Source organism: Sinimarinibacterium arenosum, assembly GCF_005047655.1.
Classification (GTDB): domain Bacteria; phylum Pseudomonadota; class Gammaproteobacteria; order Nevskiales; family Nevskiaceae; genus Solimonas.
On record NZ_SUKF01000001.1, the window covers coordinates 624,629 to 644,067 of the forward strand.

Sequence of the window (19,439 nt, forward strand, 5' to 3'; positions counted from 1 at the left end):
TGCAGTGCGCTCTATTGCGCCAGCCGGACCGCGCCGATGCCGCGAGTGCGCAGGCGATTGCGCTCGTCGTCGGCCGTGGCGCGATCGCGGAACGGTCCAAGGACCACGCGATGCACGGTTACGCCGTCCTCTTCGCCAGTCAGGATTTTTGCGTTGTCGACACCTTTCTGACTGAGCTGTTCACGCATTGCCACCGCATTGATCGGATCCGCATAAACCGCGAGCTGTAACCATTCCGGTGCGGCCGGCGCTTGCGCAGACGGAGCGGACGTAGCGATTCCGGTGGGCATCGCGGGCGGAGCATCATCGGGTTCCGGCGTCAGTGCGACGATGTCGACCAGTGTCTGTCCATGCTGGATCATGTCGAGCTTGGAGGCTGCGGCATAGGACAGATCAATGATGCGCCCCGAGTGAAACGGGCCGCGGTCATTGACGCGGACGACGATGCTGCGACCGTCGTCGACCCGGGTCACGCGAACATAGCTCGGCAGCGGCAGCGACTTGTGTGCCGCTGTCATCTTGAACATGTCGTACGGCTCTCCGCTGGCGGTTTGGTGGCCGTGGAATTTCTTTCCATACCAGGAGGCCGTTCCACGTTGGCTGAAGTCCTTGGCAGAGTCGAGCACGCGGTATTTCTTGCCGAAGACTTCATAGATCGGGGAATTCCCGCTGGCCGAGCGCGGCTCGATCTGGGGCACTGCGTCGGGCACCGAGGCGACATCGTCCGGAATTTCGCTGCTCTCGGGCGGTGCGTCGGTCTGCATCGAATAACGCCCGGCGTTGGTCGTATGCGCCACCGGGACGGTGCGCACGCCGGAATCCGGAGCGCGCGGCTGCGGTGTTGTGCAGGCAGTTGCCAGACTTGCGGCGATACTGGCACTCAATGCCAGCAGCGGTCGCCACCGCAGCCTTTTCACCTGTTCGGATCCTCGGTGCGCAATGTTGCGACGCGCTGTTCAATGCGTTGAGCCAGTTGTGTCACGGCCATGCCGTAAAACACCCGCGGGTTGTAAGTCATCACGGAATAGAAATTCGCCAAGCCGATCCAGTATTCGACGCTGCCATCCTGCAATGGCAGTTGAACGATTCCGACCGGCGTTTCGGCGGGTAGTTCCACCGACGGCGTGAGCCCCAGTTGTTTCAGCTCGCCCGCGGTGTAACGCACCTGACGGCCGTTGATTTCGGTGCCGGCAGGCAATGCCGCGACGGTCAGTGTCGCCGGTACTGCAAGGGGTTCACCACGGCGCCACGCCCGTGCCGGGTCGTACTGCGTCAGATAGAGTGCAATCGAACCAATCGCATCCGGCAACGACCATAGATCACGTTTGCCGTCGCCGTCGAAATCCACCGACAGCCGGCGATAGTTGCTGGGCATGAACTGTGCTGCGCCCATCGCTCCGGCATAGGACCCCAGCGGAGATTTCGGGTCATAGCCGAAGTCACGGCAGAATGCGAAAAACTCGACCAACTCGCTCATGAAAAAGCGGTTGCGGGTGGGATGATCGAAGCCCTGCGTCGCCAGCGAGTCGAGGACCCGCACTGATCCGGTAATGCGCCCGTAACGGGTTTCAATCCCGAGAATGCCGGCAATCACGGCGGGGGGCACGCCGTATTCGGTTTCGGCCTGAGCAAAAGCCGATTGAAGCTCCTGCAGGACCTCGGTGCCGCGCTGAACGCGACTGTCGTCGATGCGGCGTGCATAGACATCCCAGGTTTCGGTTTTTTCCGGAGCCTTCTGCTCGCGTTCGACCAGCTGTGGCAGCCGCTTGGCATCGGCCAGCGCGACCTTGACCTGATTCAGGTCCTGTTTGGAAAAGCCATAGTCGTGCTGCAGGCGTTTCAGCAGCGCCGGTGTTTCCGGCGCTGTGCTGTAGTCGGCGAATGCCGGTGCGCACAGTGCTGCAGTCAGCAGCCCCATGGCGCAGGTCGGTCGGGCAATCCTCATTTGGTTAGTAATTTCCGATGGGTATGGACCGACATCATCATGCCGAAACAGGCCAGCAATGACACCGCGGAGGTGCCGCCGTAACTGACCAGCGGCAGAGGCACGCCCACGACGGGTAGCAGCCCGATGACCATGCCGACATTGATGAAGACGTAGATGAAGAAAGTCAGTGCGAGGCTGCCGCACAGCAGGCGCTGAAAAGTGTCCTGCGCGCGCAAGGCGATCCACAGGCAGCGCCCGACGATCGCCATGTACAAGGTCAGCAGCAACAGCACGCTGAGCAGTCCCATTTCCTCGGCGAAGACGGCGAAGATGAAGTCCGTATGAGCCTCGGGCAGAAAATCGAGATTGGCCTGGGTGCCGTGCATCCAGCCCTTGCCGAAGATGCCGCCGGAGCCAATCGCGATCTTAGACTGGGTAATGTGATAGCCGGTGCCGAGCGGATCGCTCTCGGGATCCAGCAGGGTCAGAATGCGTTGGCGCTGATAGTCGTGAAGGCGTTCCCACAGCAGCGGCGCTGCGGCGGCTGCGGCACCGAGGCTGCCCAGAATCCAGCGCCATTGCAGGCCGGCGAAGAACAGTGCAAAGCCTCCGGAGGTGAGCACCAGCAAGGCGGTGCCGAGGTCCGGCTGGTCGATGATCAAGCCGGCAGGCAGACCGATGATGATCAGGGTCAGGCCGATCGTGAACAGGCTGGGGGGCAGGCGCCGATGGTGCAGAAAGGCGGCGGCAGTCATCGGCATCGCCAGTTTCATCAGCTCGGAGGGCTGGAATCGCAACACGCCGAAGTCGAGCCAGCGCTGAGCGCCTTTTGCGGTATCGCCCAATACCAGCACCAGCACCAGCAGAACGCAGGTCAGGGCATAGGCCCACGGGGCCACAGCGCGGTACACATCGGGGGGCGCCTGCGCCACCGCAAACATCGCGAACAGCCCGAGCGCGATACGCTGGGTCTGACTCCAGACTGCATCCATGGAGTGACCTGAAGCCGAGTACTGCACGACCAGGCCAATGCTGGCCACAGCGACCAGCAGAAACAGCAACGGCAGGTCAATATGCCATGCGGTCAGCCAGTCGCTGATGCCGGGCTCGGGCTTGCGCTTGCGCCCCGAGTGCAGCAGGTCGGCAATCATTCCGTGCTCTCCGTGGGGCCGGGTGTTGCCCGGGGACGTGGGGTCGGGGCGGGAACCGTGATGGGTGCCGGCTCATCGTACAGAACCTTCCCCAGCAGATACTGATCCATCACTTTGCGCGCAACCGGGCCGGCCGTGGAGCCACCGTGGCTGCCGTGCTCGGCAATGACCGCCACGGCAATCGTCGGCGCCTCTGCGGGGGCAAAGGCGATGAACAGTGCGTGGTCGCGGAAGCGCAGTGGAATTTCGTGTTCCTTGGGCGCGGCTTCGTCCTGCTTGAGGCCGACAACCTGGGCAGTGCCGGTTTTTGCGGCGATCCGGTACGGCGCGTCACGACCGATCCTGTAGGCGGTACCGGACTGGGTGTGCACGACGTCCTGCATTGCAGAGATCACGGTTTCCCAATCGGACTCGTTTTTCAGCACAACCTTCGGCAGGGACTCGGATTCGATCGTGCGCACTTCCTTGGTGATGGGATCCTCCGTGGAATGCAGCACGTGCGGGACGAAGCCCAGTCCCCGCATCGCGATGCGCGCAGTCATTTGTGCGAGCTGCAGCGGGGTCACGTTGGTATATCCCTGGCCAATGCCGACGCTGAGTGTTTCGCCCGGGTACCAGTTTTCGCGGCGTGTGCGTTGTTTCCACTCGCGTGACGGATAAACGCCGGCCTTTTCCAGGGGCAGATCGATCCCGGTCAGATGTCCGAGCCCGAAGCCGGTCATCGCCTCATGCATGCGATCGATGCCGAGGGTCATGGCGAGCTGATAGAAGTAGATATCGCAGGAGCGCATCACGGCGGTGTGCATGTCGACCCAGCCGTGCCCGGAGCGTTTCCAGCAGCGGTACTTGCGGCTGGAGCCCGGCAGCGACATCTGACCGCGACAGAATTCGCGATGCTGTGAATCGACGGCGTTGAATTCGAGTCCGGACAGGGCCATCGCCGGTTTGATCGTGGACCCGGGTGGATAAGTGCCCTGCAAAGCACGATTGAACAGCGGTCGCGAAGGGTCGTTCAGCAGGGTCTTGTAGTCTGCCGAGCTGATGCCTTCAACGAAGTAGTGCGGATCAAAGCCGGGCTTGCTCACCAGGGCGATGACTTCGCCGTTGCGCGGGTCGAGCGCGACGACTGCGCCATTGAGTTCTCCAAGGGCTTCTTCTGCGACCAGCTGCACCTTGGCGTCCAGCGACAGGTAGGCGTTGCGGCCAGGATAGCCACGGCGGTAATCGAGTTCGCGCAAAGGCCGGCCGTAGGCGTTGGCCTCGATGATCTTGGCACCCGGCGCGCCGCGCAGTTCGTCTTCCTGGCTTCTCTCGACGCCGACCTTGCCGATCTGATTGATCCCCTGGTAGGCGCGCTCTTCAACCTTCTGCAGTTCCTCCTCGGTGATGCCGCCGACGTAACCGACGACATGCGCTGCGCTGGTGGAAAGAGGGTAGTTGCGCGACAGTCCAGCCGTGACTTCGACGCCCGGGAATTCGTGTCGGCGAATCTCGTAGCGCGCGACCTCTTCCATCGACAGGTTGTTGCGCAGCGGGACGCCGCGGTAGCGCGGCGTCTTGCGGGCGCGATCCTTGAAGCGCTCGATATCGGCTTCGCTGATCGTCACGATCCGCGCCAGACGTGCGAGCAGGGCATCCATGTCCTTGACTTGCTCGGGCGTGATTTCAAGGACGAAGGCCGGCTGATTCTGGGCCAGGACGGTACCGTTGCGGTCGTAGATCAGGCCGCGTACCGGGGCGACCGGCGTGACGCGCATGCGGTTTTCGTCGGCGCGCGTCGAGAAATACGCGTGTTCTACGACCTGCAGGTCGACCAGGCGCATGACCAGCAGCACGATGCAGACCATGCAGAACAGGACGGCAGCGACGGCGCGTCCGGTGAACGTGTCGCGTTCGGCGTGGACGTTCTTCAGCGCATCGCGACGGCGGCGGGAGCCAAAGATCATCAGATGGGCCTACTCATCGTCGAGCTGCTGGTGCATCAGCTCCATGACGCTGAACAGCAGAGGCCAGAACAGCGTGGTTGAGACCACCGGCAGCCAGCGCAGCCAGCTGAAGGCCTGGTGTTGCGAGGCGCCGTCGATCCAGAACATCAGGAAACTGTAGAGAGCCCAGGCTGGAATCAGGGCAAAGGTTGCCTGCCACAGCGGGAACAGGATGAAGATTCCACGCAGGCGCTCGACCAGATAGACCAGGATGACCAGTCCCATCGCATGCTGGCCCAGTGGCGTGGCAAACATCACATCCAGCGCAATGCCGAGCATGAACGCAGGGAACAATGCCGACAGGCGCGGTTCGCGCAGGGCCCAGTAGGCCAGCATCAGCGGCACCCACATCGGTCGCGCTGCCGCCAGCAGATCCGGCAGCTCAAGCAGACTGAAGATCAGCGCCAGCAGCAGACTCAAAGTGAATCCCAGGTACAGTCCGCGGGTTGTGATCATGGCGCGGTCCCGGCTGCGGCGGGAGTTTCTGCATCGGGGTCGGTTTCCGCCGGCTTGTCATCGACCTCGACGTTGCCATCCGACGAGCGCTGGTTCTCGCTCCAGACCAGCAGCGCCTGGCGCCCCTGATTCATGTGTGCCGCCGGAGAGGCATAGGCTTCCATGAAATGCTCGCCGGCGACGTGGCGTACATCGTAGACCGTGCCGACCGGATACCCGGCGGGAAAGCGGCCGCCCAGCGATGACGACACCAGAAGGTCGCCCACCTGGATATCGGCGTTGCTGGCAAGGAAAGGCAGCCGCAGCCCGCGTTCGGTGCCGCCACCGACCGCGATGGTCTGCATGCCAGTGCGATTGATCTCGACCGGGATGCCGTGATCCGGGTCAATGATCAACAGCGCCTGCGAGCGAGTGCGGCCCACCCGAGTGATCTGCCCGAGTACTCCATGCGCATCGACCAGTGCCTGCCCGGCATACACGCCGTCGCGTTCGCCCTTGTTCAGCGTGATCTGGCTGCGGTAGGGGTCCTGATTGATTGCAATGATTTCTGCAATCAGGACTTCATCGTCGATACGTGCGGCGGACGCCAAAAGTTCGCGGATACGGCGGTTTTCGGCTTCCAGAGCCTGGAACTTCTGCAGCCGCGCCTCAAGCAGCAGCTGGCTTTCCTTGAGCTCGCGGTTCTCGCGCTCGAGGGTCTCACGGGTGGCGATGTCACCCGCGGCATTGAGCATGTCGCTGGGCATGCTGGCCAGCCAGATCAGCGGTGACAGCACCACCGACAGCGCCGAGCGCACAGGTTGCAGTCCGGGGCCGCGGGTGTCGTTGAAGATCAGCACCAGCGATACCACGATCAGCAGAATCGTCTTCAATCCCAGGCCCGGACCGCGCGGGAATAGGGGTCGGCGATAAGTCTCGGGCAGCGTGTTCAAGATCGCGCGCTGGGTTGGCTACGTTATGGTGTGGCCAAAAGGATAGGGGGCGCAGCGATCTGCGGCAACGCGCGGCTGGCCGGCCGCGCGCGTGCCGTGTTCAGATCAGTCCAGGCTATAGAAATCGGACTGCCGATCCAGCATGTCGAGCACCATGCCGCCGCCACGGGCGACACAGGTCAGCGGATCGTCGGCGATGATGACCGGCAGGCCGGTTTCCTCGGAGATCAGCTTGTCCAGGTCGCGCAGCAGCGCGCCACCGCCGGTCAGGACGATGCCACGCTCGGCGACGTCGGAACCCAGTTCCGGCGGGGTGCGTTCCAGCGCCTGCTTGACCGCCTTGACGATGCCGGACAGCGGTTCCTGCAGTGAATCCAGGATCTCGTTGGAGTTCATGGTGAAGTTGCGCGGAACGCCGGCGGCCAGATGGCGGCCGACGACGTCGATTTCCTGCACTTCATGGCCCGGAAACGCTGTGCCGATCTGGATCTTGATGCGCTCGGCGGTCGCTTCGCCGATCAGCATGTTGTACTGACGGCGTACGTAGCTGACGATGGCTTCGTCGAACTTGTCGCCGCCGATGCGCACGGATTCGGCGTAGACGATGCCATTAAGCGAGATCACGGCCACTTCCGAGGTGCCGCCGCCGATGTCGACGACCATCGAGCCGCGGGCCTCGCCGATCGGGATGCCGGCGCCCAGTGCGGCGGCGATCGGCTCCTCAATGACCCATACCTTGCGCGCGCCAGCGTTTTCGACCGATTCGCGGATCGCGCGGCGTTCAACCTGGGTCGAGCCGTAGGGCACGCAGACGACCACGCGGGTCATCGGGCGCATCATCCGGCCCTTCTGCACCTTGCGGATGAAATGCTGCAGCATCTTCTCCGTGACGGTGTAGTCGGCGATGACGCCGTCGCGCAGCGGGCGGACGGTGGTGATGTTGGTCGGCGTGCGGCCCAGCATTTGCTTGGCTTCGATACCGACAGCTTCAACCTTCTTGGCGCCGCGGGCATCCATACGGATGGCCACGACCGAAGGCTCGTTCAGAACGATGCCCTCATCGCGCACATACACCAAAGTGTTGGCAGTGCCGAGGTCGATGGAAAGATCGTTGACAAAGAGACGGCGAACGGCGTCGAACATCGCGGTGGGCCTGATGCAGTTATTGAGTTTGAATGGAAGACGTCAGCAAGATTTCACCCTGGAATGCCGGCCTGTATCGCAGTGCGACCCCCTAGGCCAAGCATTCGGGCTAGAATTGTGCATCCGCACATCTTAAACGATTTTTCCGGCCGGGCAGGCATTGATGCATGTGCGCCCCGCAAAATCGGGGAAGTGCCGGCATTACATCGCGATACATGCCCCCAAGGCATTGAAATAATTGATCTACAAAGAGTCTCCAGAGCGCACGCATGAGCCTGAGCATCGAACAATTGAATCAAGTTGCCCACCTGGCCCGGCTGGAGATGCTGCCTGGTCAGGCCGATCACTACGCCAAGCAGCTTTCCAGCATTCTTGAGCTGGTGGGCCAGCTGACGCGTGCCGATACGGCGGGGGTCGAGCCGATGGCGCACCCGCTGGAGATGCATCAGCGGCTGCGGCCGGATGTGGTGACCGAATCCGACCGTCGCGAGGTCTTCCAGAGTATCGCTCCGGCGGTGGAAGACGGGCTCTACATCGTTCCCAAAGTCATTGAATAGAGCAGCCGGCCGGTGATGGGGCGGTCCTCCTCCTCCGCCGGCGCCGACTGCACTCCTGATCATTACCTGTGATGTCCATGCATACGCTATCGATCAAGCAGCTTTCCGAGGGTTTGCGGGCGAAGAAGTTTTCTTCGCGCGAGCTGACCCAGCATTATCTTGGCCGCATCGAGTCCCTCGATCCGGCGCTCAACAGTTTCATCACCGTGACCACCGATGTGGCGCTGGCGCAGGCGGACGCGGCAGACGCGCGACTGGCTGCAGGCAATGCCGGCGTGCTGACGGGTATTCCTTTGGCGCAGAAGGATATTTTCTGCACCGAGGGCGTGCGTACCAGCTGCGCCTCGAAGATGCTCGACAGTTTCGTCGCGCCGTATAACGCGACGATCGTCGACAAGCTGCACGCTCCGGACGGCGCCGGCATGGTGATGCTGGGCAAGTGCAACATGGACGAATTCGCCATGGGCTCGTCCAACGAAACCAGCTGGTACGGTCCGGTCAAGAATCCCTGGGATCTTGAGCGCGTGCCCGGCGGCTCGTCTGGCGGCTCTGTGGCGGCTGTCGCGGCGGGCCTCGCGCCCGCGGCAACGGCGACAGACACTGGCGGATCGATCCGCCAACCGGCTGCCCTGACCAATCTGACCGGCATCAAGCCGACCTACGGGCGGGTTTCGCGCTTCGGCATGATCGCGTTCGCCTCCAGTCTCGATCAGGCGGGGGTGGTCGCGCGCACCGCCGAGGATGCCGCCTATGTGCTGCAGGCGATGTCCGGTTTCGATACCAAGGACTCCACCAGCATCGAACGTCCGGTCGACGATCTGGTCAGTGGGTTGGGCCAATCCATCAAGGGCCTGCGCATTGGTCTGCCGAAGGAATACTTCGCCGAAGGACTGGCGGACGGCGTGCGCGAGCGCGTGATGGCGGCGGTCGAGCAGTTCAAGGCGCTGGGGGCAGTCGTGTCCGAAGTCTCGCTGCCGAACTCGCCGCTGTCGGTGCCGACCTACTATGTCGTGGCGCCGGCAGAGGCCAGCTCGAACCTGTCGCGCTACGACGGCGTTCGTTTCGGACACCGTGCGGACGGCGTCAAGACGCTGGAGCAGCTGTACAAGCGATCGCGCGGCGAAGGCTTCGGCGCCGAAGTGCAGCGTCGCATCATGATCGGCACCTATGTGCTGAGTCACGGCTACTACGATGCCTACTACCTGCAGGCGCAGAAAGTCCGCAAGCTGATCTACGAGGATTTCCGCCGCGCCTACGCGTCGGTTGACGTGATTCTCGGACCGACCGCGACGGACATTGCGTTCAAGCTCGGGTCCAAGACGGATGATCCGGTGTCGATGTACCTGAACGACATCTACACCATCGCCGCCAATCTTGCGGGCATTCCGGCGATGAGCCTGTCCTGCGGATTCGTCGACGGCCTGCCGGTCGGCCTGCAGCTGATGGGCAATTTCTTCGACGAGGCACGTTTGCTGAACGCTGCACATCAGTATCAGCAGGCAACGGACTGGCACACCCAACGTCCCCACGGCTACGCATAACAGGGGCCCGGCACAGCATGACGCACAATACTGAATGGGAAGCGGTGATCGGACTCGAAGTCCATTGCCAGCTGCGAACCAACACGAAAATTTTCTCGGGCGCCTCGACCACCTACGGCGCTGCGCCGAACACGCAGGCCGATGCGGTGACCCTGGGCCTGCCCGGTGTGCTGCCGGTGCTTAACGGCACCGCGCTGCAGATGGCGATCAAGTTCGGCCTGTCGGTGGACGCCGAAGTGGCCGAGCGCTGCGTTTTCGCGCGCAAGCATTACTTCTATCCGGATTTGCCCAAGGGCTATCAGATCTCGCAGTACGAGCTGCCGATCGTCGGTAACGGCCATCTCGACATCGAACTCGGCGATGGTTCGGTGAAGCGCATCGGCATTACCCGCGCACACATGGAAGAGGACGCCGGCAAGTCGATGCATGAAGGCTTCGTCGGCACCAGCGGCATCGACCTCAACCGCGCCGGCACGCCGTTGATCGAGATCGTGTCGGAGCCGGATATCCGCACCGCCGCCGAAGCGGTCGCCTACCTGAAGAAGCTGCATCAGCTGGTGGTGTATCTCGGCATCTGCGACGGCAACATGCAGGAAGGTTCGTTCCGCTGCGATGCCAACGTTTCGGTGCGTCGCCGCGGGACCGAGAAGTTCGGCACCCGCACCGAGACCAAGAACGTCAACTCGTTCCGTTATGTTGAAAAGGCGATCGAATACGAGATCGAGCGCCAGATCGAAGTGATCGAGGCCGGCGGCACCATCGTGCAGGAAACCCGGCTGTTCGATCCGGGCACCGGCGAAACGCGCTCGATGCGGACCAAGGAAGACGCCAACGATTACCGCTACTTCCCCGATCCGGACCTGTTGCCGGTGGTGGTCACACAGGACGATATCGCGCGCGTGCGTGCGACGATGCCGGAGCTGCCGGAGGCCAAGCGCAACCGCTTCATGGAGCAGTTCGGGCTGCCGAAATACGACGCGACCGTCCTGACCGGGGAGCAGGCGCTGGCCGACTACTACGAAGTCGTGGTCAAGGCTTCCGGCGCCGACCCGAAGACCTGCTCGAACTGGGTCACCACCGATTTGCTGGGCGCACTGAACAAGCTGGGCAAGGACATTGAAAGCTCGCCGGTCAGTGCCGAGCAGCTGGCGGGTCTGATCGCGCGCATTGTCGATAGCACCATTTCCGGCAAGATCGCCAAGGATGTATTCGAGGCCATGCTTGCGGGCGAAGGCGATGCCGATGCAATCATCCAGGCCAAGGGACTGGTGCAGATCACCGACGAGTCGGCGATCGTCAAGGTCATCGACGAGGTGATGGCAGCCAATCCCAAACAGCTCGCTGACTATCGCGGCGGCAAGGACAAGCTGTTCGGCTTCTTCGTGGGCCAGGTCATGCGCGTCAGCGGCGGCAAGGCCAACCCGGATGCGGTCAATCGTCTGCTCAAAGACAAGCTTGCCGGCTGAAGCATGGCCAACACGCTGCATGAATTCCTGATGCCTGAGCTCGGGGTTCGCGGTGCCATTGTCGAGTTCGACAGCGGTGTCGAGGACATGCTGGGCGCGCGGCCGTATCCACCCGACGTGCGCCGCCTGCTGGCGCACTCTCTGGCGGCGATGGCGCTGCTGTCGGCCAATACCAAGTTCGAAGGGCGCATGAGCCTGCAGTTTCAGGGCAAGCGTGCGCTGAAGATGCTGGTGGCGCAGATCGATGCCGGACTGCAGGTGCGCGCGATGGCCAAGGCGGACGCCGATGCCAGTGGAGATTTCGCAGAGCTGATGCACGGCGGTCTGCTGGGCTTGCTGCTGGAACCGGAGCGTGGCGAGCAGAATTATCAGGCCACTGTCGCCATCGAGGGACACAGCCTGGCGTCGGCGCTGGAAGCCTACTACGAGCGCTCCGAGCAGATTCCGTCACGCCTGCTGCTGGCCAGCGACGGCGGTCGCATCCGCGGCATTGTGCTGCAGCGTCTGCCGCTGGGTGAAAAGAACAGCAGTGTGGATCACTGGGATCACGTTTGTGCCCTGTTCGGCACGCTGGGCGAGCCCGAGCTGGCGGCGGTGGATGCCGAGACCCTGCTGCGCCGGCTGTTCCATGAGGAGGCGCTGCGCGTCTACGAGCCGCGACCAGTGAATCTGATGTGTCGCTGCAGCCGCAAGAGCATTGCGGTGATGTTGCTGTCGCTGGGAGAGGACGAGCTGAATGAGCATCTGGCAGAGCATGCCCAGGTCGACGTGACCTGCGAGTTCTGCGGTCGCGAGTACCAGTTCACCCGTGCTGACGTGGACGAATTGTTCCTGGCTGCGCGGATGCAGCCCGACAGCCTGACCCGCCACTGAGCCGCCGGTTCACTCACGCATGATCCTGCCTCGCTATCAGATTGAACCGTCACGGATTCCCGGTGCGGGCAAAGGATTGTTTCTTGATCAGCCGGTCCCGCGCGGTTCGGTGATCGTGGCGCCGGACAATGTGCACACGGTGTGGTCGGAGTCGCGTCTGCGCCAGTACGCACCGGATTCGATCGAAGTCGAATCCAGCGTGCGCTGGTTCGAGGACCAGTTCTCGCTGACGCCGGAGTGGTCGGACGAGTGCTACGTCAACCACTCGTTCCGGCCGACCGCGCAATGGCACCTGGGCTTCATCTTTGCGCTGAGCGATCTGCCTGCCGGCACCGAGGTGACGATGGACTATCGCTATGTCATTGGCGACGGCGAGCGGCTGCCGTTCACCGACGCCGAGACCGGACGCGAGATCGTCGGACTTCCCTGGGCCAAGGCCCTTTCGGACAGCGCTCAGCGCATTGCCGGTCTGATATCCCGCTGAGCAGCCCCGGGCCGGTACCGCCCCATCCGTTCGGCGGCCGGGGCCTTGCGGACGTACGGCTGCTGCATCCGGCGTGCAGGCCGCTTCGTATAGTGAGGCATCTGGGACTTCTCGATGCCATGACTTTTTCAAACACACTCCTGCTGACCGCCTGCATTGCCGTTGCTGCCAAATCGGCAGCGTGGGGATGGCAGCTGCGCAGCCGCAACGCCGGTCTGGTCGATGCCATCTGGGCCTGGACACTGGGTTTTCTGGCGCTGGTCTATGCCGGATTCGGTACCGCTGATCCCCAGCTGCGCCTGGTGCTCGCGTTGATGGGCGGTGTCTGGGGTCTGCGACTGGGATGGCATCTGTGGCGCCGTAATTACCGGCAGCCGGAAGATTGGCGCTACGCCCGCTTTCGCGCCGATTGGGGGATGCATGCCGATCGCAACATGTTCTGGTTCTTTCAGTTCCAGAACCTGTTCACTCTGATGTTGTCGGCAGCAGCGTTTGCGCCGGTTGCGTTTCGTCCCGACCTGCCCACCGCAGCGGCTTTCGGGGCGGCGATCGCGATCTGGGTGCTGGCTGTGGTCGGCGAGGCAGTGGCTGACCTGCAGATGGCCCGTTTTCGTGCCGACCCCATGAACAGTGGACGTGTTTGCCGGCGCGGACTGTGGCGCTATTCGCGGCATCCCAACTACTTCTTCGAGTGTCTGCACTGGCTTGCGTATGTGCCGCTGGCCTGGGGTGCGCCGTGGGGCTGGATCTCGCTGGCGGCCCCCGCGGTGATGGCGTTTCTGTTGATGCGACTGTCCGGGGTGCCGCTGCTGGAAGCGGAAATGATTCAGCGCAAGCGCGGCTACGCCGACTATGTGCGCACGACCAACGCATTGATTCCATGGCCGCCACGGCACGGCTGACCGCCGCGACGCCGACCGGTTAATCCCACGGCGCGGCCCGTCTTCGGGCGCGCAATTCGAAATAGCGGAGTGTTTGGATGAATCTCATCGACTGGTGTGAGCGCGGGCGTGTGCCCGATCGTCTGGCCCGACTGGGCATGCAGCAGCTGATGAAACGGCGCCTGCGGGATGAGAACAACGGTGACGGGGAGCGCAGATCACAGCGCTTCAATCAGTTTCTGGCCGAACTGCGCGCCAGTCCGATTGCAGTGGAAACCGGCGCTGCCAACGACCAGCACTATGAGGTGCCGGCGGAGTTCTTCCATCGGCACCTCGGACCGAGGTTGAAGTACTCCTGTGCGCTGTATCCGACCGGCCGCGAAACCCTGGCGCAGGCCGAGGAACTGATGTTCCGGCTCTACGCAGAACGAGCGGGGCTGGTCGACGGCCAGCGCATGCTGGATCTCGGGTGCGGGTGGGGTTCGCTGTCGCTGTGGCTGGCCGAACGGTACCCGAATTCACAGGTGATCGGTCTGTCCAATTCCCATGGACAACGCGCCGACATCCTCGCGCGTGCTGCGGAACGTGGCCTGGGCAATCTGTCGATCGTCACCGGCAATATCGTCGATTTTGAGTTCTCTGCCGATCAGGCCCAGTTCGATCGCGTGCTGTCAATCGAAATGTTCGAGCACATGAAGAACTACGGCCTGCTGCTGGCCAAGATCGCGCGCTGGATGAAGCCGGACGCCAAGTTGTTCGTTCATATCTTCGTGCACAAGCTGCTGGCCTACCATTTCCAGGTGGAGAATCAGACTGACTGGATGAGCCAGTACTTTTTCACCGGGGGCACCATGCCGAGCGAGAATCTGCTGTTGAATTTTCAGGATGATCTGAAACTGCAGCAGCAGTGGTGGGTCAGCGGTACGCACTACGAGCGCACCGCAAACCACTGGCTGGCAGGGATGGATGCCAATCGCGACGCCATCATGGACGTGTTCCGGCGCGGCTACGGCGAGCGCGATGCCACCGTCTGGTTTCAGCGCTGGCGCATGTTCTACATGGCTGTGGCCGAGTTGTTCGGTTACGCCGGCGGCAACGAGTGGGGTGTCGCCCACTATCTGTTCGAGCCGCGGAGGCTGAAGTGATGCTGAGGCTTCGACGTGCACTGGTTCTATTGACGCTGATCCCGATGCTCGCCGCTGCAGACGGTTCCGCGCAGACTGAAGTCCGGGCGTTCTACGGCTATGCCTATGACCTGCAGAGTGGCCGCTATCTGTATACCGAGGTACATCGCCAGCGCATCGAGGGCGATCAGTGGGTCGGGGGAACGATCAGTTATTACGCACCCGATGGCAGCTCGCTGGGCATCAAGCGGCTCGACTTCAGTGGTGATACGTTCGTTCCGGTCTATCGGATGGCATTGCAGCGCCCAATGTATGTCGAGGCGATCACCGACAACGGCAGCATGATCCAGATGCAGCGGCGAGTCGGCGCCGGCGGAAAGCTGGAGCAGAAGCCGCTCGAGCAAGGTGCGGACATGACGGCTGATTCCGGGTTTCACAGCTACCTGCTTGCGCACTTCGGTGATTTGATGCGCGGCGAGACAGTGCATTTCCGCATGGTGGTCGCCGGCAGTCTGGATGCGTTCAAGTTCCGCGCGCGCCGGATTGACGACACTCGCTTCGAGGGTCGCGACGCTGTCCGCTTCAAGGTCGAGCTCGACTCCCTGTTCCGGCTGCTGATTGATCCACTGGAGCTGACTTACGATCCGCAGACACGGGATCTGCTGGAATATCGCGGCATTTCGAATCTGCGTGATCCTGCGACAGGCGAGGCCTATGTGGCGCGCATCGCGTACTATTCAAAGCCTCCCAAAGAAGTGGCGCAACTGCCGCCGCTGGAGCTTGAGTGCGAAACCTCCTCAGCTGTTTGTTGATGACCCTTGCCGTTGTCACACAGGGTGCTGCTGCGGCCGGCACCTCATCTGCGGCTGATCCGTTGCAGGCGGCACTGGCCCGTGCGGGTGTGCAGGGTTCGGCGGTCATCGTCGATTTCCATGCCCCATGGTGCTATTCCTGCTATTACATGGCCAGCCATGTATTGACCGGCCCTGAATGGACTGCGGTCGGCAAACGTGCGGTGGTTATTGAAGCCGATGCCGATGCGCCGGACGGCGCTGCATTGATGGCGCGGTGGGATATCAAGGCGCTGCCGGCATATCTGGTGTTGGATGCTCAGGGCGGCGAAATCGGACGCATCCTCGGCGAGCAGACCCGCGCAGATTTCTATTCGACGCTGAAGGCGTTGCTGGATCATGGCGACAGCGTCGATGCGCTGAAGCTTGCAGCGCGTCGCGGCGATGCAGCCGCGCCTGCCGCCGCGCACAAGGTGCTCGCGGCCTTTCTGGCCCGGCAGGATGCCGATGGTGGGCTGGACTGGTATGCGGAGCTGACACCGGAACTGCGTGCAAAGCTGGACCAGGATCCGGGTGTGCGCCTGACCCTGGCCCGGCTCAAGCTGATCCAGGATGCCGCAGCCAAGGACACGTGGGCCTGTCTGGCTGACGGCTCCGAGGTGTTGGCAGGCGATCTCGGTTGTGAACGCCCGTATGAGTTGCAGCGCTACCTGGCGTGCGCCGGTGAGCAGTCCGACTCACGCGATCTGCTGCGGAACCAGCGAGCGGCGATGTCGCAGCTGGTTGAATCCGGGGTGTTCGGGGCGAAAGCCTGTGCCGATCAGCGCTCGATCGTGTTGACCGCGGTCGATCTGTATCAGGCCATTGGAGATACCGGCGCGGCCGACGCATTGCTCAAACGGGCTATTGACCAGGCGCGTCGCAGCGTTGGCGAGAACCTGGCGTCTGACCGCAATCTGGCTGACAACCTGCGGGTCTATCTGGAACGCTACGGCAGCGTTGATGAACTCGATGCGCTGATGGTCGAGCTGATCAAGGCCTATCCCGATGACTACGTCTATCCGTTCCGCTACGGCCGCAGTCTGCTGGCGCGCGGCGCTGCCGAAGCCGCGTTGCCGTATCTGGAACGCGCGGCAAAGCAGGCGTACGGGATCAATCGCCTCAAGGTCGCCGAGCAACGGGTGCAGGCATTACAGCAGCTGGGGCGTGATCGCGACGCGCGAAAAGTTGTGGCGCAGACCCTGAAGGCCAATGGTCCCTGGTTCGAGGCCGAGGCTGCGGCGCTCAAGGCTTTGCTCGACCCCAAAGGGTAGGGCGTGTGCGACCGAATCGCGGAGTCGTCGCGGAAGCGGTATAAAGCGCGACCGCGAGGATTGATGTCGAGCCCATGACTGTCGAAGTTGATACCACCGCACGTCTGCTGATTGCCTGTCCGGACCGCCCGGGCATCGTTGCCGCGGTCACGCGCTTTCTGTTCGATCACGGCGCCAACATCACCGAGCTGGACCAGCATTCGACCGATCCCGAGGGCGGGCGCTTCTTCATGCGGCTGGAGTTCCAGACGCCACATCTGGACGTCCCGCGTGACGTGCTGCCGGCAGCGTTCGATCAGACGGTTGCCCAGGGTTTCGGCATGAACTGGCACGTCAGCTATGCGGTCGAGCGTCCGCGCATGGCCATTCTGGTGTCGCGACACGACCACGCCCTGATGGAATTGCTGTGGCGCTGGCAGCGCGGGGAGCTGGCGGTCGATATCCCGCTGGTGATCTCGAATCATGCGGATTTGCGCGATGCGGTCGAGCGCTTCGGCGTGCGCTTCGAGCACGTGCCGATCGATGCCGCCACACACGCGGATGCCGAGCAGCGGATGCTGGCATTGCTGGAATCGTCAGCGGATTTTCTGGTGCTGGCGCGCTACATGCGCATCCTGTCACCGGCTTTTGTCGAGCGCTTTCCGAGCCGCATCATCAATATCCATCACTCGTTTCTGCCAGCGTTCGCCGGAGCGGATCCGTACCGCCAGGCCTATGATCGCGGCGTCAAGCTGATCGGGGCGACGGCGCACTACGTCACCGCGGATCTGGACCAGGGACCGATCATCGAGCAGGACACGGCGCGTGTGTCCCACCGTCGTGAAGTCCCGGACTTGCGCGAGTTGGGGCGCGATCTCGAACGTCAGGTGCTGGCGCGAGCGGTGCGTTGGCACGTCGAGGATCGCATCATCGTCAACGGCAACAAGACGATCGTGTTCACCTAGGCGTTGCGGACATGAAAGTGCGGCCTGGGAGGCGGCATTTTGCTTCGACTTCTGGGCGGGGCACCAACCCCGTCCGTTCACCCAGCAAGGATGGCCACAGGCCATCCTTGAAATCCCGGGCTCACTCCCAGACGACCTTGGTCTTGTAGTCGTTGGCGTGCTGTTCCAGCAGCGCGGTGAATTTCTTCTCGACTTCGTTGCGCTTGACCTTCATCGTTGGCGTCATGATGCCGTTGTCGATCGACCACGGCTCACGTGCCACGATGACCTTGGCGATCTGCTCGTGTGGCTCCAGCGATGCGTTGACGGCATCCATGTCGGCCTTCAGTTCGGCTTCGATTGCTTCACGCGGCTTGGTCATGCCGCCCGCAGACAGCGTGACCACCATGATTGGCTGCTTCAGGCCTGCGCCGACGAAGCACAGCTGATCGATATCGGTATTGCGCGACAGCGCGCCTTCGATCGGTGCCGGTGCGACATATTTGCCCTTCAGGGTCTTGAAGATGTCCTTGGTGCGGCCCGTGATGTACAGATAGCCGTCTTCGTCGATGCGGCCCTTGTCGCCGGTGCGCAGCCAGCTGTCGGCGGTGAACAGCTCGGCGGTTTTCTCCGGGTCCTTGTAGTAACCGGGTGTCACTGCCGGGTGCTTGTACTGGATCTCGCCGTCGTCGGCGATCCGCATGTCCGCGCCCGGCATCGCGCGACCGACGGAACCGATGCGATTGGCGCCGGGCAGGTTCGCCGTCGCGTAGATATTGTTTTCGGTCATGCCGTAGCCCTGCAGCACGGTGATGCCGACTTTCTCGAACCACTGCATCAGCGGAATCGGCATTGGTGCGGCGCCGACGAACAGGTAGCGTGCGTTCTGCAGGCCGGCACCCTGGCGGATCTTCTTCTTGACGTAGGTCGACAGCACCGGAATCCTCAGCAGGCGGTCGAGCTTGGCCTGCGGCATCTTCTTCAGAATGCCGGCTTGAATGCGGTTGTAGACCAGCGGGACGCCGAAAAAGCGTGTCGGTGCGACTTCCTTGAGCTGTTCTGCGAGCTTGTCGAGGTTTTCGAGGAAGAACACCTCGGCGCCCAGATACAGCGAGGCCAGCTCCAGTGCGCCGCGTTCGAAGGCGTGTGCCAGCGGAAGATACGAGAAGAAGCGCTCCTGGCCTTGCGCCGGCATGGTCTTGAGGAGCCCTTGGGTCGCGAACATCATATTCGCGCCGGTGATCATCACGCCTTTGGGGTGGCCGGTGGTGCCGGAGGTGTAGATCAGTGTGTGCAGCGAGTCCGGGTCCGGCGCCTGGTAGCCGGCAAACGGCTCGCTGGCGCGCACCAGATCGTCCCATTGCTTGTCGCATCCGGGGACATCCGCGTACGGGAAGCCAATCGTGGTGATGCCTTGGGGCAACGCGCCCATGAATTCATCGACGTCGGGCATCGGTCCGACAAACAATGCCTTGGTTTCGCTGTGCTCGAGAATGTAGCGCACGGCGTCCGCCGCCTGCTTCGGGTACAGCCCGACACTGACATAGCCGGCCATGGCAATCGCCAGATCGGCCATGAACCAGTGCGCGGTATTGCGTCCGGAGATCGCGATGCGTGCGCCATCCGGCAGGCCCAATTGTCGCAGTGCCGTGGCCATCGAGCGCACCTGCGCGTCGCATTCCGCCCAGCTGTACTTCTTCCAGACCCCATCTACCGGTTGATGCAGCCAGGTTTGGTTGGGACGTTCCTGCGCCCAGTGCAGCAACATTTCAACCGGATTCTTAAGCGACATGCATGCCCCCGTTACGATTGGATCTGGCAAAAAAAAGCGCGCTGCGTCGTCTCCCCCAGACGTCGCACCGGTGTCGTGGGCCGGGCATCATGTGCCGGTC

18 protein-coding genes are annotated in these 19,439 nt (G+C 62.7%); 10 read left to right on the forward strand and 8 right to left on the reverse strand.

Annotation, left to right across the window (positions count from 1 at the left end):
- Positions 1-11: 11 nt before the first annotated feature.
- The 7 genes from E4T66_RS02950 to E4T66_RS02980 form a co-directional block, all read right to left on the reverse strand.
- Positions 12-917 (reverse strand): septal ring lytic transglycosylase RlpA family protein, encoded by a 906-nt coding sequence (locus E4T66_RS02950; protein ID WP_136847396.1) that lies wholly within the window; start codon positions 915-917, stop codon positions 12-14.
- The gene (locus E4T66_RS02955; protein ID WP_136847397.1) at positions 914-1,945 is read right to left on the reverse strand and encodes a lytic murein transglycosylase; all 1,032 of its coding nucleotides are present in this window, start codon (positions 1,943-1,945) and stop codon (positions 914-916) included. Before E4T66_RS02955 ends, E4T66_RS02950 begins: the two co-directional genes overlap by 4 nt.
- Entirely contained in the window at positions 1,942-3,078 is a 1,137-nt protein-coding gene (gene rodA, locus E4T66_RS02960) for a rod shape-determining protein RodA (protein ID WP_136847398.1), read from the reverse strand. The genes E4T66_RS02955 and rodA overlap by 4 nt, the downstream gene beginning before the upstream one ends.
- Positions 3,075-5,024 carry a penicillin-binding protein 2 gene (gene mrdA / locus E4T66_RS02965; RefSeq protein ID WP_169577448.1) on the reverse strand — a complete coding sequence of 650 codons (1,950 nt, stop codon included), beginning with the start codon at positions 5,022-5,024 and terminating at the stop codon, positions 3,075-3,077. The genes rodA and mrdA overlap by 4 nt, the downstream gene beginning before the upstream one ends.
- Before the next feature lie 9 nt (positions 5,025-5,033).
- Positions 5,034-5,519, reverse strand: a complete 486-nt coding sequence (mreD, locus tag E4T66_RS02970; protein WP_136847400.1) for a rod shape-determining protein MreD — start codon at positions 5,517-5,519, stop codon at positions 5,034-5,036.
- Entirely contained in the window at positions 5,516-6,451 is a 936-nt protein-coding gene (gene mreC, locus E4T66_RS02975) for a rod shape-determining protein MreC (protein ID WP_211242732.1), read from the reverse strand. The genes mreD and mreC overlap by 4 nt, the downstream gene beginning before the upstream one ends.
- Positions 6,452-6,556: 105 nt before the next feature.
- The gene (locus E4T66_RS02980; RefSeq protein ID WP_136847402.1) at positions 6,557-7,594 is read right to left on the reverse strand and encodes a rod shape-determining protein; all 1,038 of its coding nucleotides are present in this window, start codon (positions 7,592-7,594) and stop codon (positions 6,557-6,559) included.
- Positions 7,595-7,863: 269 nt separating this feature from the next.
- Here E4T66_RS02980 and gatC point away from each other — a divergent pair, with 269 nt between their 5' ends.
- The 10 genes from gatC to purU all read left to right on the forward strand — a co-directional run bounded on the left by gatC (position 7,864) and on the right by purU (position 17,568).
- Positions 7,864-8,151 (forward strand): Asp-tRNA(Asn)/Glu-tRNA(Gln) amidotransferase subunit GatC, encoded by a 288-nt coding sequence (gatC, locus tag E4T66_RS02985; protein ID WP_136847403.1) that lies wholly within the window; start codon positions 7,864-7,866, stop codon positions 8,149-8,151.
- Between the two features lie 77 nt (positions 8,152-8,228).
- Positions 8,229-9,692 (forward strand): Asp-tRNA(Asn)/Glu-tRNA(Gln) amidotransferase subunit GatA, encoded by a 1,464-nt coding sequence (gene gatA / locus E4T66_RS02990; protein WP_211242733.1) that lies wholly within the window; start codon positions 8,229-8,231, stop codon positions 9,690-9,692.
- Between the two features lie 17 nt (positions 9,693-9,709).
- Positions 9,710-11,158, forward strand: a complete 1,449-nt coding sequence (gatB, locus tag E4T66_RS02995) for an Asp-tRNA(Asn)/Glu-tRNA(Gln) amidotransferase subunit GatB (RefSeq protein ID WP_136847405.1) — start codon at positions 9,710-9,712, stop codon at positions 11,156-11,158.
- 3 nt (positions 11,159-11,161) lie between these two features.
- Positions 11,162-12,031 carry an Hsp33 family molecular chaperone HslO gene (gene hslO / locus E4T66_RS03000; RefSeq protein ID WP_136847406.1) on the forward strand — a complete coding sequence of 290 codons (870 nt, stop codon included), beginning with the start codon at positions 11,162-11,164 and terminating at the stop codon, positions 12,029-12,031.
- 19 nt (positions 12,032-12,050) lie between these two features.
- Positions 12,051-12,515 (forward strand): SET domain-containing protein-lysine N-methyltransferase, encoded by a 465-nt coding sequence (locus E4T66_RS03005; protein ID WP_136847407.1) that lies wholly within the window; start codon positions 12,051-12,053, stop codon positions 12,513-12,515.
- A 119-nt stretch (positions 12,516-12,634) separates the two neighbouring features.
- On the forward strand, positions 12,635-13,417 hold the full coding sequence (locus E4T66_RS03010; protein WP_136847408.1) for a DUF1295 domain-containing protein: 783 nt from the start codon (positions 12,635-12,637) through the stop codon (positions 13,415-13,417).
- Positions 13,418-13,494: 77 nt separating this feature from the next.
- Positions 13,495-14,541: an SAM-dependent methyltransferase gene (locus E4T66_RS03015; protein ID WP_136847409.1), complete on the forward strand. Its 1,047-nt coding sequence runs from the start codon at positions 13,495-13,497 to the stop codon at positions 14,539-14,541.
- Positions 14,541-15,332 carry a hypothetical protein gene (locus tag E4T66_RS03020; protein WP_136847410.1) on the forward strand — a complete coding sequence of 264 codons (792 nt, stop codon included), beginning with the start codon at positions 14,541-14,543 and terminating at the stop codon, positions 15,330-15,332. The genes E4T66_RS03015 and E4T66_RS03020 overlap by 1 nt, the downstream gene beginning before the upstream one ends.
- Complete coding sequence (locus E4T66_RS03025; protein ID WP_136847411.1) at positions 15,332-16,624, forward strand: thioredoxin family protein; 1,293 nt, start codon at positions 15,332-15,334, stop codon at positions 16,622-16,624. Before E4T66_RS03020 ends, E4T66_RS03025 begins: the two co-directional genes overlap by 1 nt.
- Before the next feature lie 74 nt (positions 16,625-16,698).
- Positions 16,699-17,568, forward strand: coding sequence for a formyltetrahydrofolate deformylase (gene purU / locus E4T66_RS03030; RefSeq protein ID WP_136847412.1), 870 nt, complete (start codon positions 16,699-16,701; stop codon positions 17,566-17,568).
- A 121-nt stretch (positions 17,569-17,689) separates the two neighbouring features.
- Here the strand turns inward: purU and E4T66_RS03035 are convergent, their stop codons facing one another.
- Positions 17,690-19,339, reverse strand: a complete 1,650-nt coding sequence (locus E4T66_RS03035) for an AMP-binding protein (protein WP_136847413.1) — start codon at positions 19,337-19,339, stop codon at positions 17,690-17,692.
- Between the last annotated feature and the right edge of the window lie 100 nt (positions 19,340-19,439).

Coding starts and splice junctions, on each gene's coding strand:
- E4T66_RS03005 (WP_136847407.1), top strand. CDS start 12,051: ATGATCCTGCCTCGCTATCAGATTGAACCGTCACGGATTCCCGGTGCG.
- E4T66_RS03020 (WP_136847410.1), top strand. CDS start 14,541: ATGCTGAGGCTTCGACGTGCACTGGTTCTATTGACGCTGATCCCGATG.
- gatA (WP_211242733.1), top strand. CDS start 8,229: ATGCATACGCTATCGATCAAGCAGCTTTCCGAGGGTTTGCGGGCGAAG.
- E4T66_RS02955 (WP_136847397.1), bottom strand. CDS start 1,945: ATGAGGATTGCCCGACCGACCTGCGCCATGGGGCTGCTGACTGCAGCA.
- gatC (WP_136847403.1), top strand. CDS start 7,864: ATGAGCCTGAGCATCGAACAATTGAATCAAGTTGCCCACCTGGCCCGG.
- rodA (WP_136847398.1), bottom strand. CDS start 3,078: ATGATTGCCGACCTGCTGCACTCGGGGCGCAAGCGCAAGCCCGAGCCC.
- gatB (WP_136847405.1), top strand. CDS start 9,710: ATGACGCACAATACTGAATGGGAAGCGGTGATCGGACTCGAAGTCCAT.
- mreD (WP_136847400.1), bottom strand. CDS start 5,519: ATGATCACAACCCGCGGACTGTACCTGGGATTCACTTTGAGTCTGCTG.
- purU (WP_136847412.1), top strand. CDS start 16,699: ATGACTGTCGAAGTTGATACCACCGCACGTCTGCTGATTGCCTGTCCG.
- mrdA (WP_169577448.1), bottom strand. CDS start 5,024: ATGATCTTTGGCTCCCGCCGCCGTCGCGATGCGCTGAAGAACGTCCAC.
- E4T66_RS03015 (WP_136847409.1), top strand. CDS start 13,495: ATGAATCTCATCGACTGGTGTGAGCGCGGGCGTGTGCCCGATCGTCTG.
- E4T66_RS02980 (WP_136847402.1), bottom strand. CDS start 7,594: ATGTTCGACGCCGTTCGCCGTCTCTTTGTCAACGATCTTTCCATCGAC.
- E4T66_RS03025 (WP_136847411.1), top strand. CDS start 15,332: ATGACCCTTGCCGTTGTCACACAGGGTGCTGCTGCGGCCGGCACCTCA.
- E4T66_RS03010 (WP_136847408.1), top strand. CDS start 12,635: ATGACTTTTTCAAACACACTCCTGCTGACCGCCTGCATTGCCGTTGCT.
- hslO (WP_136847406.1), top strand. CDS start 11,162: ATGGCCAACACGCTGCATGAATTCCTGATGCCTGAGCTCGGGGTTCGC.
- E4T66_RS03035 (WP_136847413.1), bottom strand. CDS start 19,339: ATGTCGCTTAAGAATCCGGTTGAAATGTTGCTGCACTGGGCGCAGGAA.